Origin of the sequence: Pyruvatibacter sp. HU-CL02332, assembly GCF_040362765.1 — a bacterium.
GTDB lineage: Bacteria > Pseudomonadota > Alphaproteobacteria > CGMCC-115125 > CGMCC-115125 > Pyruvatibacter.
Genome location: NZ_BAABWK010000002.1, coordinates 88978 through 104476, shown reverse-complemented (window position 1 = coordinate 104476; position 15499 = coordinate 88978). Strand labels below are relative to the sequence as shown.

The following is a 15499-nucleotide window of genomic DNA, read 5'->3' as shown; positions in this document are numbered from 1 at the left end:
GCGGGCGCGGACATTATGTGAACGCGTCCCATGCCGCAATGTCTGATCTGGCTCTGATCTGAGGAGGTTAGCTCATATGCAAATGCTGCATTGCTTTATCAAGCCCTGCTCCCACAAACCGGCCTGCGATCAATCGCCCGATCACATTCATAAAAAGCATCGCCCATACGACACAAATCACGGTTAGACTGGCGAATACGGTCTGCTGATCCCCAACCACCTTCTCCAGTCTGGTAGAAATGATGCCATCTTTGACTGCCCGCTCTCCTCGCCTGTTTGGCTCATTCCTTCGCAGCGTGGCACTCGCCGCCTTACTGGTCCCTTTGGGAGCCCTGACAGGCAATACACAGGCAGTCCCCGCGCAGCGGCCTGCTCCCCCTGCCGTTGATCCAAACGCGACAGTTCCCCTTCCCGGCCTGAACCTGACCTACGCAGATTATGCGCTGGTCCAGTCCGCGCTGTCAGACGCGCAATCCGGCGACTGGGTCACAGCCCGGACAACAGCAACACGCATCAAGGACCAGACAGCATCAAAGATCATTCGCTGGCTTGAGCTCCAGGACAAGAACTCCGGCGCCAGCAGTATTGAGATCACGACCTTCCTGAACGCCAATCAGGACTGGCCACGCCGCGACCGGCTGGAGCGCCGCGCCGAAGAGGCTTTGCTCGCCGAGCGCCCGGATACCGGCTCCATCCTGTCCTGGTTTGATCTGAACCCTCCGATCACCGGCGACGGCAAGATCCGTTTTGGTGAAGCTCTAATCGAAGCTGGGGATACAGAGCGGGGACGCGACATGGTCCGCGCCGGCTGGATTGAGCATGACTTTGAGAGCACCCGTGAAGCCCAGATCATCCGCCAGCATCGTAATACCCTGCGCCGCGAGGATCACATTGCCCGTCTCGACAGGCTGTTGTGGGACAAGGACGCCACCGATGCCCGGCAAATGGCATCGCTTGTCGGAGCGGACCATGCCGCACTCGCTGAAGCCCGCATCCGGCTGGCCAGACGCAGCGCTGGCGTAGATGGCGCCGTAAATGCCGTCCCGGCCAACCTGGCCAACAATCCCGGATTGCTGCTCGAACGCGCCCGCTGGCGGCGACGCAATGGTGCGCCGAACGATGCTGTCCCCCTCATTTTGCGCGCACCGACAACCGGTGAAGAAATGGTCCGCCCGGACGAGTTCTGGCGCGAGCGCCATCTGCACGCACGACGTCTGCTGAAGGAAAGAGACTTCCGCACGGCCTATGACCTGGTGCGCAACCACGGCATGTCATCCGGCGTATCATTTGCCGAAGGCGAATGGCTGGCAGGTTGGATTGCCTTGCGGTTCCTCAATGATCCCACCAAGGCTTACTTCCACTTCCGCACCCTTGCAGCCAATGTGAAGACGCCGATCAGCAAGGCCCGTGCAGAATATTGGGCCGGACGCGCGGCGCAGGCCGACGGTCGCAAGGAAGATGCCGGCTTCTACTATCAGCGCGCGTCGGAACACGACACCACCTTCTACGGCCAACTGGCGCGCCAGTCGCTGCTGGGTGGTATCAACACCATCAACATCATCTCTGAAGGACGCAAAGCGCCAGCGACGTTCAACACCTCCAGTGCTGTCGCTGCCATGAAGATGCTCAACGCCCTTGGTGAAGAGCGTCTCGTAACTGCCTTCTTCTATCATCTGTCCCGCTACCTGACGGATGCTGGCGACCTGGAAGCCATGGCCAACTGGCTGCGCATCGCCGGACGTCCGAACCTCGCTGTCCGCACTGCCAAGATTGCGTCGCGAAAAGGAATTGAGCTTCCTGACTTTGCGTATCCCACAAACGCCCTCCCGAACGTGCCGTCGGCTGGCTCACCTGTGGAACGGGCATTGGCATTCGGCATTTCTCGTCAGGAAAGTGAATTCAACCCGCAGGCCGTCAGCCATGCCGGCGCTCGTGGCCTTATGCAGCTGATGCCAGGTACTGCGAAACGGACGGCCAACGCCTATGGCCTGCCCTACAGCAAGTCCCGCCTGCTGACAGACCCCACCTACAACGCCCAGATCGGCATCACCCATCTGGGTGACCTGCTGGATGAGTTCGGAGGGTCCTACATTCTGACCATTGCCGCCTACAACGCAGGTGGCGGCCGTGTGAATGAATGGATCGCTACCTATGGCGACCCGCGCACACCGGGCATCGACCCCATTGACTGGGTGGAGCAGATCCCCTTCTCCGAGACCCGCAACTACGTTCAGCGCGTTTTGGAAAACACACAGGTGTATCGCGCACGTCTTGCCGGTGGCCCCGTGAATGTGAAGCTCATTCAGGATCTGCATCGCGCCGGTGTTGTGCCTTCAGCCCCACCCGCCTCTGTGCCAGTGCCAGCAACCCAGTAGAGGCCACATCAAGCCTCACCCGATGAGACCTAAGCGCTGCGCAAGACCAAAGCCGAGTAATGCCAGACTGGCACCCGCGCCAAGAACCGGCACGATGAGATACACTTTGAACGGCGGTGTGCCGTAGTCCTTTGAGCGACGCAATGCCAGCAACGCAACATTGGCAATCGCAAACACGGCCAGCACAGCAAAGCTCGCATAGGACGCCAGCTCGGCAATTGGCAGTGTCAAGGCAAACACCAGCACGATCAGAGCCACGCCTATGATTGCCACATCAGGTGTTCGCGTGACGGGATTCACATGCGCCAGAATTTGCGGCAACCGATCAAGCTGCGCCATGCCATAGAGCAACCGCGACGCCATTATCATCTGGATCAAAGCCCCGTTTACAACCGCCAGAATGGCAATGGAACTGAGAATAGCCGGATTACCCCCGCTGGCCTCGAACACATGCGCGAGCGGCGCATCGCTGGATCCAAGTTCCCCGGGTTCAATGATCAAAACCGAGATCGTCGTCAGCAGAACATAGAGCAGTGTGCTGACGGCCAACGTAGTAATGATGGCAATTGGCAAAGTCCTGCTTGGCGACCTCACCTCTTCCGCCATGTTCACAATGTCTTCAAAGCCGATGAAAGCGAAGAAAGCCAGCACGCTTGAGGACACGACCAGCACCCACACTAGCTCGTTCATCCCTGGCCAGATATCAGGCAAGGCCGCTGGAAGGTTTTCAAGAACAGGGAGTCCAGCCCCAATGACAAGCAGTAACCCGCCAATCTCAATCAGCGTTGTGACAGCAACGACGATGAGGGACTGGGACACGCCCCAGAATGTGATGACGGCTAGAAGTGAAATTACCCCCACCAGCGCAACCCACCCCGGCACTGCCACCAGTTCATTGAGATATCCGACAAACCCCAGCAGCACCGCTGCTGAGGACGTGATGCCCGAAAACGCCACCAGGAGTCCCGTGGTCGTCGTCAACCAGGGCATGGCAAAGGCATGGCTCACATAGCTGGCTTCACCGCCTGCAAGCGGAAACTGCGTAGAAAGCTCCGCGTATGAAAAAGCTGAAAGGCCTGCCAGGACACCCGCCAGCATGAATGCAATCGGCGCCGCCATGCCTGCAACCGCTGCAACCTCCCCCACCAGCACATAGATACCTGCCCCGATGGTGACGCCAATGCCATAGAGCGTCAGCAGCACCGGACCAAGCGCCCGCCTCAGATGTGGTTGTTCAGACGTCGACATGAAAAGACCCCCTCACTGCACAAAGAAATACGCCGCCACTGCCCCATGGGCAATGACGGCGAATTCAAATCAGTCTGTGAAGAGCTTAGGGCAAAACTACCTGAGGCCCTGAGCTAGATCATTACTGCATCATGGCAGAAACAATCATGCAGTCAGCTGCTTCAATCCCAAGGGTGGTACACGCCGCAGATGCCTGAGGCATGCTCTCAAAGCCGCCAATACGAAGGCGATGGAAAACACCGCGCTCACCAAGATCAATCGGCTGCACATAAAGCGTATTGCTGGCGAGCGTTGAACCATACTTGGTGTTGGCCTGCTCAAACCCGCGCTGGGCATTTTCAGCTGAAGCAAAAGAGCCAAGCTGCAAGGCAAAGCCAGGATCAACTGGTGACGCCGCAACAGGCTGGCTGCCAATGGCACTTCCAGCGATGTCCGCACGGCGGGATGGAATGATGCTCCGCGGGCTGGACGCTGGCGCAGAGGCATCGGGAATGGCCGCTGTCACGATCATGTCGCCTTCATCCGCCGCAATCACAGCTTCAATCAGTGACGTAAGCATTTCGCGGTCGTAGCTGCCCAGATCATCAACGACTTCCTCGGCCTGCGCCTTGCCGGACATACCCAGCACAAGGGCAACAAGCAGCAGTCCAGCAAGCGCCGTATTCAGCGCTTCACGATTGGATAGCAGCCGTGTCAGCAGGCTCGACATGGAGTGTGTGGTCATCTGAGCGAACATGGGGCCTCTCCCCGCAATGAAATTACAGGGCCTATGCTCGACGAACGGGGTAAAGGAAGTGTTGCCAGAATAAGGAACAATTGAGGCATGACCGTTGCCTGCAATTCGCCTGAATTCCGTCTTAAGCGGATTGTAAGGTTAAGCCGTAAACTGTGTGTGACCAGACGATTTGGCCTAGAACAGGAAATTTAGCCATGCGTGCTTTCGCATCTTGCGCTTTTGCAGTTTTGCTCGGATTTGCAGGCTTTTCGGCCTCTTCAGCAGCCCATGCCGCCGCCTCAGCGGTGGTAATTGACGCCCGAAACGGAGACGTCCTGCTTGCCGATAATGCAGATAACCGCCAGCACGCAGCCGCCCTTCCCAAGCTCATGACCATCTATTTGATGTTTGAAGCGTTTGAAAAAGGCACCGTCAAACCAACCACAAACATCTTCGTGACCGGGACAGCCATCCAGCAGCCACAACCAAAACTCGGCCTTGATCACTTTGACACCATCACGGCCGGCGATGCACTGGACGCAGTCCTTGCAGCATCCGCCAATGACGCAGCAGCAGTTCTTGCCGAATTCCTGGCAGGCTCCGAAGTGCGCTTTGTGGCCATGATGAACGAAAAGGCCAAAGAGCTTGGCCTCACACAGACAAGCTTCGTCAACATCTCAGGTGCGCCTCACCCCAAGCAGTTCTCAACGCCGCGCGACATGATTCAGTTCTCGCTGGCCCTCATGCGCACATTCCCGGAGCGGGCCAAGGGGCTTGTCGGCACAAGTTTCGCTTGGAAAGGCATCACCTATCAGGGGCCTCGCAACTTCCTGAGCGCCCTCTCCGGCAATAGCTCAGCGAGCACCGCCGGTTCAAATGTCACGCCTAAGGTCAATCGCGCCAAGACGGGAAAAGCGGGCGACCGTGATGTCATTGCCGTGGTCTGGAACGCTACCAATGCGGCAAATGCTGATCAGCTTATCGTCACCTCACTGAATGCGGCCAAGGCCAACAAGCTTGCTCCCGCCCCTGCGCCGGTAGCAACCACAGCAACACCGGCCCCGACAAACACCGCTGCCATCGTCACTGGAAATTGGGGTGTTCAGCTTGGCGCCTTTTCGACGGAAGCTGCAGCCAAGGCACAGCTTTCAGCTGCGACAAAGATTTCACCCCAGCTCGCTCAGGCCACCACACGGGTTGAGCCGCTGCAGCGCGCCACGGGAACGCTCTACCGTGCCAAGTATCTTGGCGTGGATGAAGCAACCGCACGCAGCATTTGCACCCAGCTCAAAGCAGCCGGTGCAGCCTGCATTCCACTTTCAAAGTAAGCGTGTCACGGCACCGCTAAACGAGGCTGGCTGCCTCGGTCGTCAGCTTGGCACACAGACCTGTTCCCAGGGATGGCAGAGCTGACTCAAGCTGGTGGATGGTGTCCGGGCTGGCTTTGCTCAAAGACAATGGCGTCTCGGGAAAAGCCCTCAACTGCGCATCACCCTTGTGGAGCAGAATGAGGTTTTCGTGCCGAGGATCACTCTCGAGCCTGTCAAACAAGGACAGGACGGCCATCCGCGGGCCTTCAATCACCTGAATGAAGCCCCGATTGCCTGTCAGCAGAATGCCGGTAATGCCGTCACGCACATTATTGCGCCGGGCGCAGGCGACAAGGTGGGTGAGATCATCAGGGTGATAACACCCATTCGCCCCGCTCACATCACTCACATACGCCAACTGGCAGAACGCCATGTGCCCTCACGCAAGTTTTTCGCACGAACCCATATTCGTCGTTCGCAAAACTCTGCGCGCAAATGGTAAATGGTGTGTTAATCCGCCTGCGGATCAGTGACCAAATCAGTACAATACGTCGCCGATGGGTTTCAGCGGCTCAGGCACATCATCCATGCCGATCATCTGCTTGAGATCAATCTCAATTGTTGTGGAGATGGCCGACACAGGTACGTCATGTACCCCACCCTCAAACGGGTCCTCAGTCGAGTCACTTACCTTCTCCATCACATAAAACACCCATGAGATGAGCATGGTGAAGGGAACGAGCACAAACATGTACTCTTGCCCCATCAACTGGCTGAGCGCGTGTGTCTCAACCTCACCCTGAAAGGCGTCCAGAAACCCAAACGGCAGCAGGATGACAAACAGCCATGTGAAAACCGTCCCGAAAAACGCGATCTGTCGGGGGAATGGCGTTTTGTCGATGCGTTCCGCCTTGCCCTGGCTGTCATAGAAGCGCGTGATCATGTCCATCATCGACACTTCGCGGATCGGGTCGAGCTGTCCTTCAAGCGCCAGGTCACGTACATCTGCGCCCTGCAGCCGCATGATCTGGGTCGCCGGGTTCCCGCATTTCTCGACGACATCAACTTCTTCCTGCTCGAGATAGCGCAGGTAGCTTTCCTTGCGCTGATGGAACGCGTGATCGTCCATGTCGCGGCGGAAATCGAAAATACGGGTGCGTTGTTTGATGCGCAGGCGCGTCGTGGTTCGCAGCTGAAACGCCAGGGCGTTGACCCAGGCAATATGCCGGCGCATCAAATCCAGCTGAGCCCCATGGTCAACACGTCCATTGTCATCATGGATCAAGTGGCAGACCAGATTTCCCCAGCTGCGACTGTCATTGATAATCGCACCCCAGATCTTCCGGGCTTCCCACCAACGCGCATATGACGAGTTGCTCTTGAACCCGAGATAGAGCGCAACGGCGATGCCGATGGTCGATACCGGTAGAAACGGTACCGCCAGAAATTCCCACCCCAAAAACTCAAAGCAATAGACAATCAGGGCTGACCAGACACCAACAAGAAGCAGAAAGCGCCAGGAGTCATTGAAGACATGCGCAATTCGGATATTGCGGCGGACATACATGGTGGTTGCTCCGGTATACGGTCGTCAGATCAGGCAGCCCTTGAGGCTGCCCTAGGCAGCATCGTCCTTGAGACCATCTGCTGTGTGGGTGCACAGGCCTTTCACGATGCCGTCGGCGATCGAGTAGACCCAACCATGCACTTCAACCGTCCCGCCACGCTCCCATGCGTGCCGGAGGATTGTTGTGTTGGCCACATTGCGGACCTGCTCAATCACATTGAGCTCGCACAACTTGTTGACCCGCTCTTCTTCGCTCATGCCATCATCAAAATCTTCATGATGAAGCCGTGCAACGTCACGAATGTGATGCAGCCAGTTGTCAATGAGGCCGTGATCCGCATCATCGAGCGATGCCTTTACGCCACCGCAGCCATAGTGCCCACACACAATGACGTGCTTCACCTGCAATACTTCAACCGCATACTGAATAACCGACAGGCAATTGAGATCCGACGGCACCACAACATTGGCAATGTTCCGGTGAACAAAAACGCCCCCGGGAGGCAGATCAACAATCTCATTGGCCGGCACGCGGCTATCCGCACACCCAATCCACAAGAACTCCGGAGACTGCTGTTCTGCCAGCGTGCTGAAGAAGTTTGGATTGATTTCCTTGATGCGGTCCGCCCAAAGGCGATTGCGCGTAAAAAGATCGGATATCTGCGTCATGAATCAATCAAATGCCTGCAAATCATTAGAAATAGTGGGTCTTTATGACCTGACCCGGCCTGCCTTGGCCAGCCCCAATTTGTAAGCCTCAGCTCGCATACACCTGACGTCCCCCGGACCAAGTCTCAAGGACTTTGATCTGCGAAATCTCGGTTTCCGGCACCTTGCGCGGATCATTGTCGAGAACCACGAAATCGGCGTATTTGCCAACTTCCAGCGACCCCACTTCATGGTCGGAGTGGCACTGCCATGCCGCCACCCGCGTGATGGACAAAATAGCCTCCTCAACAGTCACCCGTTCATCCGCATTGAGAGTGGATGAAGGTTCTTTCCACATTTTACGAGTGACCGCGTTCTCTATGCAGCGAAGCGGACCCATCTCCGACACCGGTTCATCGGAGTGCATCGTCCAGGGAATGTCTGCGTCCTGACACGACCGGGCCCGTCCCAGCAGATTGGCTTTCTCAGGCCCAAACACTTCATCCCTGAATGCTTTCGCCCAGTAATAAATGTGGCCAATCAGAAAACTGGGTGACAGACCGAGTTTCTTGATGCGGCCAATCTGTTCGTCATGCAGCACCGAGCAATGCTCAATCCGGTACCGCATGTCGCGCGGTGCACCGGCTTCATAGGCGGCTTCAAAGGCATCGAGTGTGTTGTCAATCGCCTGGTCGCCATTAGCATGAACCACCACCTGCCAACCTTCCAGCGCTCGCTGGGTCACCTGCTGCTTGAGGTCATCGGCTGCAACATAGGCCAGCCCTTTATCCTCACGGCCCAGATAAGGCTCACGCTGGAGACCCGTGCGGCCCTGATTGGACCCATCGGACACAATCTTCCACCCGGTGGCGCGGGCGTAGGAATTACCCTGTCCGAATGACACGTCAGTCTTGTCCCAGGTATCCGCAAAGCTGCCAAACAGCGAATAGCGCAACCGCGTAGTCATATGGCCACTCTCGGCAAACGCGTCGAACGCCGCCAGCTCATTGGCGCCCTGAAAGCTGCCCGCCCCCTGGTCGCAGAATGTGGTGATGCCAACCTGATTGGCCCGTTCGCACACATGCTTGCAGGCAGCAGGAACGTCGTCCAATGCCATGGCAGCAAGGTTGTGCGCCAGCACCTGACCAAAGGCAGGCCCGCCCTGACACACACCATTGAGAGACCCATCCGCATTGCGTCCAAAGGCTGCACCCTCAGGATCCGGCGTCCCCGCAGATAGACCGGCAATCTTGAACGCCGCCGAGTTACAGTAGGCAATGTGGAGCGATGCATTGAACAACAGACAGGGCGTGTCGCCAGTGACCGGGTCAAGCATCTCGCAGGTGATCGCATCGGGACCATCCTGAAGAGACGGATCAAACTGCCGCCCGATAATCCACTCACCCTCTTTGGCAGACTTCGCCAGCTCGCCCACCCGATCCAGCACCGATGCAACGGTCGGACAATTGACCGCGCCCACATCTTCAAACCGGCTAAGCATGGCGATGGGGAAAAAGTGCATATGCGGCTCGATGAAGCCGGGCAAAATGGTTTTGCCGCCTGCATCAACAATGGTTGCAGTATCAGGAACACTGGCCTTCACATCATCCAGTGATCCGACCGCAAGAATTTTGTCGCCGTCGATTGCCAGCGCTTCTGCAACTGAGAAATCGGCATCGGCCGTGATCACAGTCGCATTGGTGAAGATCGTCAGCCCCACGGCCTGTGGTGGCACGCCCAGGTTCTCGTTCTTCCAGGCCAGCGCATTGGCAGACGCTGCCATATGAGGCAAAGACAGAAGACCAAGCTCACCCAGAACCGGCGCGCAGCACGGACATCCAAACAGATCTGTCGTCTTTGTATGATGACTACCGCAACCGCTTTTGGCGGATACGCTCCGCACGCCGTCAATTGTCCCTGACTGTTCCATTTGTCCGCTTGCCCCTTAAACGCATTTATCGGCTATTCTTTGTTGAACTGTGGCACGCATCGCCACCAATAAAAACGCTCTGATGACAACCGCCCGGTGAAAAGCTCCCACAATGACCGCATCGTCCATCGCACCAGCCCGTCCCCATTGGTCTTCCAGGCTGATGTTTGTGTTCGCCGCGTCCGGCTCGGCTGTTGGCCTCGGCAACATATGGAAGTTCCCATATATCGTAGGGGAAAACGGGGGTGGCGCGTTCGTCCTGCTTTATCTGGCATGCCTCATTGGTTTGGGGGCACCGCTGCTGATTGGTGAAGTATTTGTCGGTCGCAAGGGCGGCGAGTTTCCCGCCAGCGCATTCCTGCGGGTCGCCAAGGAAAAAGCGATGTCACGGCTCTGGGGCGGGCTGGGTGCCCTTGGCGCCATCATTGCCGTCATGATTCTCGCGTTTTACAGCGTCGTGTCAGGCTGGGTCGGAATCTACACCCTGGACTTCGCACAAGCCGTGCTCGGCGGCGATGCCGCCCGCACAGGGGCTGATGCCTTCTCCGCCATGCTGGCAGACCCAACCCTTCAGCTTAGTGCCGTAACGGCCATCGTCATCACAGCCGGACTCGTCATCTATTACGACGTGACCGGCGGCATCCAGTCCGTCATGCGCTACGTCGCGCCACTCTTTGTGGTCCTGCTCTTTGCAATGCTGGTGATGGTAGCAGCGACCACAGGCAAGTTCGCTGAAGCATTCACCTACATGTTTCAGCCCGACTTTTCAGCCCTGTCCGTTGATGCATTCGGAGAAGCGCTTGGCCATGCCTTCTTCACTTTGAGTGTTGGTATGTGCGGCATGCTCATCTACGGGGCCTATCTGGACGATGGGGCAAATGTCCCACGCCTTGGGATCGCGGTTGCCCTGCTGGATACGGCCATAGCCGTCGCCGCTGCCCTTATCATTTTCCCGATCGTGTTTGCCTTCAATCTGGAATCAAATGGCGGGCCCGGCCTCCTCTTCATTGCCCTGCCGCAAGGCTTCACCCTGTTGCCCAACGGCAATTTGTTTGGCCTTGGGTTCTTCACCGCCACGTTGCTTGCGGCCTTCTCGTCACTCATCGCCTTGATGATCATTGCCCGTCACTGGCTGGAAGAGACCCTCAATGTGAGCGGCAGCAGCGCCACCCTTATAGCCGCCGGTGCCACATGGATTGGCGGTGCCGCTGTGACCCTATCCATGACGGTGTGGGACAGCATCTCCATCCTTGGCCTGAGTTTGTTCGACTTCCTGGATCAGGCAACATCTTCGTGGTTGCTTCCCATCAGCGGGCTAGGCATGGCCATTTTCGTGAGCCGGGCCATCGTGCCGGACCTGCCGGATGGTCGGGTGAAACAATATCTGCGTTTCTGCCTCAGCTACATCGCCCCATTGGGCATTGTAGTGCTGATCTGGTCGAAAGCCCTAGGCTTCTAGGCAGCCCTGCTGCGCTTTGCCTTGTGATAGGTCAGCGCCATCTCGAGGCAGTGCCGAAGCTCGGCCTCAGGCAGTGGCTTTGAGGCGTCCAGCACAATCGCGCGGTTGCCCTCAAAACTCAGCGTGTCGGGATAAAGCTCGCGGAACGTCTCCACCAGCGATGTCTGGCAATGAAAATAGAAGGCCACCCGCGCTGGTTTTTCGCTCACCGCATCCATCCGCACGGTCGTGCCGACCTTGGGACGCTTGGGGAGAAACGACGGCTGCCCCCACTTCAGCGTTTCCACTAACTCGCCGATATCCGCGTTGGAACTAGCGACATCGCGAACGAGCTTACGCAGTTTTTTCATGACCGGCCGCAACTTTGGCGGATACCCGGCCATAACACTTTCAAACGAGGTGACTTGCTGTCCCATGTGACAAGCCTATCCGATGACATCCACGCAAGAAACAGGCACACTTGCCGCAAATATAAAACGGAGGATATCGCCATGCTGGACATCAAACCCACCGGACAGGCGTGCGGAGCCTATGCAACGGGCGTGGACCTGACCAAACCGCTGGATGCCGAAAGCATCGCCCAGATACGCTCAGCCTGGCTCGAGCATCACGTCTTGGTGTTTCCTGACCAGCCCATGAGCGACGACGACCTTGAACGCTTCACCCTCTATTTTGGCGACTTTGGCCATGACCCGTTTTTCGCCCCCATTGATGGCCGTGAAAACATCGCCGCCATCATGCGCCGTGCCGACGAAACGTCTCCTCTGTTTGCAGAGGGCTGGCACACCGACTGGAGCTTCCAGGAGAAGCCGCCCATCGCTACATGCCTCATGGGTCTGACCATCCCCCCCGAAGGCGGCGACACTTATTTTGCCAATCAACACATGGCCTATGACCACCTGCCAGACGACCTCAAATCTGAGATCGAGGGCGTCGTTGCCATCCATTCAGCAGAGGCTGCCTACGCCCCTGACGGCATGTATGGGCAGGACAAGGACGAAGAAACCGATCGCAGCATGCGGATCATCAGCTCAGAGGAAGCACGCCTCAAGAACGAACATCCCCTTGTTCGTCCGCATACGGAAACAGGCCGCCCTGCTCTCTTCTCAACCATTGGGTACATTCAGGGCTTCAAGGGCATGAGTAAGGAGCAGAGCGATGATCTGCTCATGCGCCTTTATCAGCACCAAACGCAGGACAAGTTTGTGTACCAGCATAAATGGAAACCCAACATGCTGGTCATGTGGGACAACCGGTGTCTCCTGCATCGTGCCAGCGGTGGCTATGATGGCTACGACCGCCTTCTACACCGGACCACTATTTCAGAGCGGGCCGCCTGACGACGCGTGTCGCTCCGCCTCAGCCATGTCACAAGGACTAACCTCTGCAACATGAATATCGGTGAAGCAGCAAAAGCATCTGGCGTTACCGCCAAGAACATCCGCTACTATGAGAGTATCGGCCTCATTCCTGAAGCGGACCGGAGTGATGCGGGCTACCGGGTGTATGGCGATCAGGAAATCCATACGCTGCGCTTCATTCGCCGTGCCCGTGGCCTTGGTTTCTCCGTCAAGGAAGTCACCCAGCTCCTCACCCTGTGGCAGGACCGCGACCGGGCGAGCGCTGACGTGAAAGCGCTGGCGATGACCCATGTGGAGGAACTGCGCGCAAAGAGCGCAGAGCTCGAGGCCATGGCCAACACGCTCCTGCATCTGGCCAAAAACTGTCGGGGCAACAATCGGCCGGACTGCCCTATCCTCGACGATCTTTCCAAAGCCTGAGGCAAATCTACCGGTTCTTCCTTTGGTCTCGCTATGCCCTTGACCTTCCCGTAACTGGAACGTCCAAAGTCCTAGTTAAATCGGGTCCTGTCCCGACATGCCTTAAAGACTTGGGGAAACATGAACCAGTCAACATCTCGCGCGCCAGAGCCGACACGTCCAGACGAAGCCCACTCGGATTGCTGTGGTTCAGCCCCAGCAAATCTGGACGTTGCTCCGGGCCAATACGACACTGTTCCCATTGGCTTCAGTGGCACTGTCTACACCTGTCCGATGCATCTGGATGTTCGGCAGCCTGCACCGGGGACCTGCCCCCTTTGCGGTATGGCGCTGGAGTCCGAAGGCCTCCCCTCGCTGGAGGAAGACACAACCGAACTCGATGACATGACCCGGCGTTTTTGGGTCAGCCTCCTCTTTACAGCACCCCTGTTCATCCTTGCCATGGGCGACCTTATTCCCGGCAGGCCGTTCGACGGAATGTTCAGCGCGGCTACCGGGCAATGGATCCAGTTGGCCCTTGCGACGCCCGTCGTCATGTGGGGCGGATGGCCGTTCTTCGTCCGCGGCATCCAGTCCGTTCGCACCATGAATCTCAACATGTTTACACTGATCGGACTGGGCGTTTCCGTCGCCTTCACCTTCAGCGTGATTGCGACCTTTGCCCCTGACGCTTTCCCGACAGCCTTTCAGGCGGCCGATGGGAGCGTTGCCGTTTATTACGAAGCCGCTGCCGTCATCACGACGCTTGTTCTCCTCGGCCAGGTGCTTGAACTACGTGCCCGCAGCGCCACGTCCGGCGCCATCCGAGCCCTTCTGCAACTGGAGCCGCCCAGCGCACGCCGCATTGCATCTGACGGCAGTGAACAGGATGTGCCGCTTGATGCCCTTTCAGCTGGCGACATGCTGAGGGTCAAACCCGGAGACAAGATCCCGGTAGACGGCACCATCAATGAAGGTCGCAGCACCATTGATGAATCCATGGTCACCGGCGAGCCCTTGCCGGTTCAAAAAAGCAATGGCGACACGGTCATTGGCGGCACCGTCAATCAGGCTGGCGGCTTCACCATGCAGGCCACGCGCGTCGGCGAAGACACGCTCCTGTCGCAGATTGTCCACATGGTGGCAGACGCCCAACGCAGCCGCGCACCCATTCAGCGGCTGGCAGACACCGTGGCGGCTTTGTTCGTACCCGCGGTCATTGCCGTCGCAATTATATCTTTTGTTGTCTGGTCAATCTGGGGACCTGAACCGGCCATGGCCTACGGTCTTATCAACGCAGTTGCCGTGCTGATCATCGCCTGCCCCTGTGCGCTTGGGCTGGCAACCCCCATGTCAATCATGGTGGGCATGGGCAAAGGCGCGCAGAACGGAATTCTGATCAAGGATGCGGAAGCGCTGGAGACCCTGGAGAAAGTGGATACAGTCGTCTTCGACAAGACCGGAACCCTGACACTCGGCCGCCCGGAACTCGTTGCCGTCCTGCCATCGGAATCCATTGCAGAGGCCGACTTCCTGCACTTCGTCGCATCAGTGGAACAAGCCAGCGAACACCCGTTGGCCGCATCAATCGTTCAGGGCGCAACCAGCAGAAACATTTCTTTGAACAACGCCGCGGACTTCCAGTCCATCACGGGACAGGGTGTCACAGGGATCGTCGATGGTCGGCATGTTGCCATCGGCAACAAGACGCTCATGGAAGGCATGTTTGAGGTGGACCCGACATGGGCCTCCGACGCCGAGGCTTACCGTCGTCAGGGTCAGACCGTCATGTTCGTGAGCATTGACCGAAAGCCCGCAGGCCTCATTGGCGTCGCCGACCCTATCAAGGCCAGCACACCTACAGCCCTCACGGCCCTTCGTGGTGCCGGTCTGCGCCTCATCATGTTGACTGGTGACAGCGATGCGACGGCACAAAGCATCGCGCAGCAGCTTGACATCGATGAAATCCATGCGGACGTGATGCCTGCGGACAAACACAAGATCATCGAGACGCTTCAACGCGCAGGCGCGACTGTGGCAATGGCCGGTGACGGGATCAATGACGCGCCGGCTCTTGCTCAGGCAGACGTCGGCATCGCCATGGGCACAGGAACAGACGTAGCCATGGAGAGCGCCGGCGTTACCCTGGTGTCGGGGGACCTTGTCAATCTCGAAAAGGCTTTCACCCTGAGCCGGGCCACCATGGGAAACATCAGGCAGAACCTGTTTTTCGCGTTTGGCTACAACACGCTGGGCGTGCCAATTGCAGCTGGCATTCTCTTTCCATGGTTTGGCCTGTTGCTAAGCCCAATGATCGCAGCCGGTGCCATGAGTCTCAGCTCCGTCTCGGTGATAGCCAATGCCTTACGACTGCGGGGCAAAAACCTGTAACGAACCTCGTCTACATTCGACACGTCGCCCGGCCAACACATACCGTATCGCCAGACAACGCCCGTGGTTCCGGAGCACCATAAATTACAAGTTTCC

General features: G+C 57.7%; 13 protein-coding genes. 6 read left to right on the top strand and 7 right to left on the bottom strand.

Annotated elements, in window-relative coordinates; genetic code table 11:
- Positions 1 to 242 precede the first annotated feature (242 nt).
- Positions 243 to 2375 (top strand): lytic transglycosylase domain-containing protein, encoded by a 2133-nt coding sequence (locus ABXH05_RS11110; RefSeq protein ID WP_353561074.1) that lies wholly within the window; start codon positions 243 to 245, stop codon positions 2373 to 2375.
- Between the two features lie 15 nt (positions 2376 to 2390).
- Here the strand turns inward: ABXH05_RS11110 and ABXH05_RS11105 are convergent, their stop codons facing one another.
- Both ABXH05_RS11105 and ABXH05_RS11100 read right to left on the bottom strand, forming a co-directional pair.
- A complete protein-coding gene (locus ABXH05_RS11105; RefSeq protein WP_353561073.1) occupies positions 2391 to 3623 on the bottom strand; it encodes an APC family permease in 1233 nt (410 codons plus the stop codon).
- A 121-nt stretch (positions 3624 to 3744) separates the two neighbouring features.
- A complete protein-coding gene (locus ABXH05_RS11100) occupies positions 3745 to 4359 on the bottom strand; it encodes an SPOR domain-containing protein (RefSeq protein WP_353561072.1) in 615 nt (204 codons plus the stop codon).
- 194 nt (positions 4360 to 4553) lie between these two features.
- Between ABXH05_RS11100 and ABXH05_RS11095 the strand changes: the two genes are divergently transcribed.
- Entirely contained in the window at positions 4554 to 5666 is a 1113-nt protein-coding gene (locus ABXH05_RS11095) for a D-alanyl-D-alanine carboxypeptidase family protein (RefSeq protein WP_353561071.1), read from the top strand.
- A 16-nt stretch (positions 5667 to 5682) separates the two neighbouring features.
- Here ABXH05_RS11095 and ABXH05_RS11090 read toward each other — a convergent pair whose 3' ends face one another.
- The 4 genes from ABXH05_RS11090 to ABXH05_RS11075 all read right to left on the bottom strand — a co-directional run bounded on the left by ABXH05_RS11090 (position 5683) and on the right by ABXH05_RS11075 (position 9793).
- On the bottom strand, positions 5683 to 6081 hold the full coding sequence (locus ABXH05_RS11090) for a BLUF domain-containing protein (protein WP_353561070.1): 399 nt from the start codon (positions 6079 to 6081) through the stop codon (positions 5683 to 5685).
- Between the two features lie 105 nt (positions 6082 to 6186).
- Positions 6187 to 7215 (bottom strand): bestrophin family protein, encoded by a 1029-nt coding sequence (locus ABXH05_RS11085; RefSeq protein ID WP_353561069.1) that lies wholly within the window; start codon positions 7213 to 7215, stop codon positions 6187 to 6189.
- A 51-nt stretch (positions 7216 to 7266) separates the two neighbouring features.
- Positions 7267 to 7884, bottom strand: a complete 618-nt coding sequence (gene can / locus ABXH05_RS11080) for a carbonate dehydratase (protein WP_348140878.1) — start codon at positions 7882 to 7884, stop codon at positions 7267 to 7269.
- Between the two features lie 88 nt (positions 7885 to 7972).
- The gene (locus tag ABXH05_RS11075) at positions 7973 to 9793 is read right to left on the bottom strand and encodes an amidohydrolase (RefSeq protein WP_353561068.1); all 1821 of its coding nucleotides are present in this window, start codon (positions 9791 to 9793) and stop codon (positions 7973 to 7975) included.
- A 112-nt stretch (positions 9794 to 9905) separates the two neighbouring features.
- Between ABXH05_RS11075 and ABXH05_RS11070 the strand changes: the two genes are divergently transcribed.
- On the top strand, positions 9906 to 11252 hold the full coding sequence (locus ABXH05_RS11070) for a sodium-dependent transporter (RefSeq protein ID WP_353561067.1): 1347 nt from the start codon (positions 9906 to 9908) through the stop codon (positions 11250 to 11252).
- On the opposite strand, the gene ABXH05_RS11065 is transcribed toward ABXH05_RS11070, so the two are convergent.
- Entirely contained in the window at positions 11249 to 11602 is a 354-nt protein-coding gene (locus tag ABXH05_RS11065) for a DUF1801 domain-containing protein (protein WP_353561066.1), read from the bottom strand. The genes ABXH05_RS11070 and ABXH05_RS11065 overlap by 4 nt on opposite strands.
- A gap of 141 nt (positions 11603 to 11743) precedes the next feature.
- Between ABXH05_RS11065 and ABXH05_RS11060 the strand changes: the two genes are divergently transcribed.
- The 3 genes from ABXH05_RS11060 to ABXH05_RS11050 all read left to right on the top strand — a co-directional run bounded on the left by ABXH05_RS11060 (position 11744) and on the right by ABXH05_RS11050 (position 15403).
- Positions 11744 to 12592, top strand: a complete 849-nt coding sequence (locus ABXH05_RS11060) for a TauD/TfdA dioxygenase family protein (RefSeq protein ID WP_353561065.1) — start codon at positions 11744 to 11746, stop codon at positions 12590 to 12592.
- Positions 12593 to 12643: 51 nt separating this feature from the next.
- On the top strand, positions 12644 to 13033 hold the full coding sequence (cueR, locus tag ABXH05_RS11055; RefSeq protein ID WP_348140888.1) for a Cu(I)-responsive transcriptional regulator: 390 nt from the start codon (positions 12644 to 12646) through the stop codon (positions 13031 to 13033).
- Positions 13034 to 13153: 120 nt separating this feature from the next.
- Complete coding sequence (locus ABXH05_RS11050) at positions 13154 to 15403, top strand: copper-transporting P-type ATPase (protein WP_353561064.1); 2250 nt, start codon at positions 13154 to 13156, stop codon at positions 15401 to 15403.
- The last annotated feature ends 96 nt before the right edge of the window (positions 15404 to 15499 follow it).

Excerpts from the sequence above, each read along its gene's own strand:
- ABXH05_RS11100 (WP_353561072.1), bottom strand. The coding sequence starts at position 4,359 with ATGTTCGCTCAGATGACCACACACTCCATGTCGAGCCTGCTGACACGG.
- ABXH05_RS11070 (WP_353561067.1), top strand. The coding sequence starts at position 9,906 with ATGACCGCATCGTCCATCGCACCAGCCCGTCCCCATTGGTCTTCCAGG.
- ABXH05_RS11095 (WP_353561071.1), top strand. The coding sequence starts at position 4,554 with ATGCGTGCTTTCGCATCTTGCGCTTTTGCAGTTTTGCTCGGATTTGCA.
- ABXH05_RS11110 (WP_353561074.1), top strand. The coding sequence starts at position 243 with ATGCCATCTTTGACTGCCCGCTCTCCTCGCCTGTTTGGCTCATTCCTT.
- ABXH05_RS11085 (WP_353561069.1), bottom strand. The coding sequence starts at position 7,215 with ATGTATGTCCGCCGCAATATCCGAATTGCGCATGTCTTCAATGACTCC.
- ABXH05_RS11050 (WP_353561064.1), top strand. The coding sequence starts at position 13,154 with ATGAACCAGTCAACATCTCGCGCGCCAGAGCCGACACGTCCAGACGAA.
- can (WP_348140878.1), bottom strand. The coding sequence starts at position 7,884 with ATGACGCAGATATCCGATCTTTTTACGCGCAATCGCCTTTGGGCGGAC.
- ABXH05_RS11105 (WP_353561073.1), bottom strand. The coding sequence starts at position 3,623 with ATGTCGACGTCTGAACAACCACATCTGAGGCGGGCGCTTGGTCCGGTG.
- ABXH05_RS11075 (WP_353561068.1), bottom strand. The coding sequence starts at position 9,793 with ATGGAACAGTCAGGGACAATTGACGGCGTGCGGAGCGTATCCGCCAAA.
- ABXH05_RS11065 (WP_353561066.1), bottom strand. The coding sequence starts at position 11,602 with ATGAAAAAACTGCGTAAGCTCGTTCGCGATGTCGCTAGTTCCAACGCG.
- ABXH05_RS11060 (WP_353561065.1), top strand. The coding sequence starts at position 11,744 with ATGCTGGACATCAAACCCACCGGACAGGCGTGCGGAGCCTATGCAACG.
- ABXH05_RS11090 (WP_353561070.1), bottom strand. The coding sequence starts at position 6,081 with ATGGCGTTCTGCCAGTTGGCGTATGTGAGTGATGTGAGCGGGGCGAAT.
- cueR (WP_348140888.1), top strand. The coding sequence starts at position 12,644 with ATGAATATCGGTGAAGCAGCAAAAGCATCTGGCGTTACCGCCAAGAAC.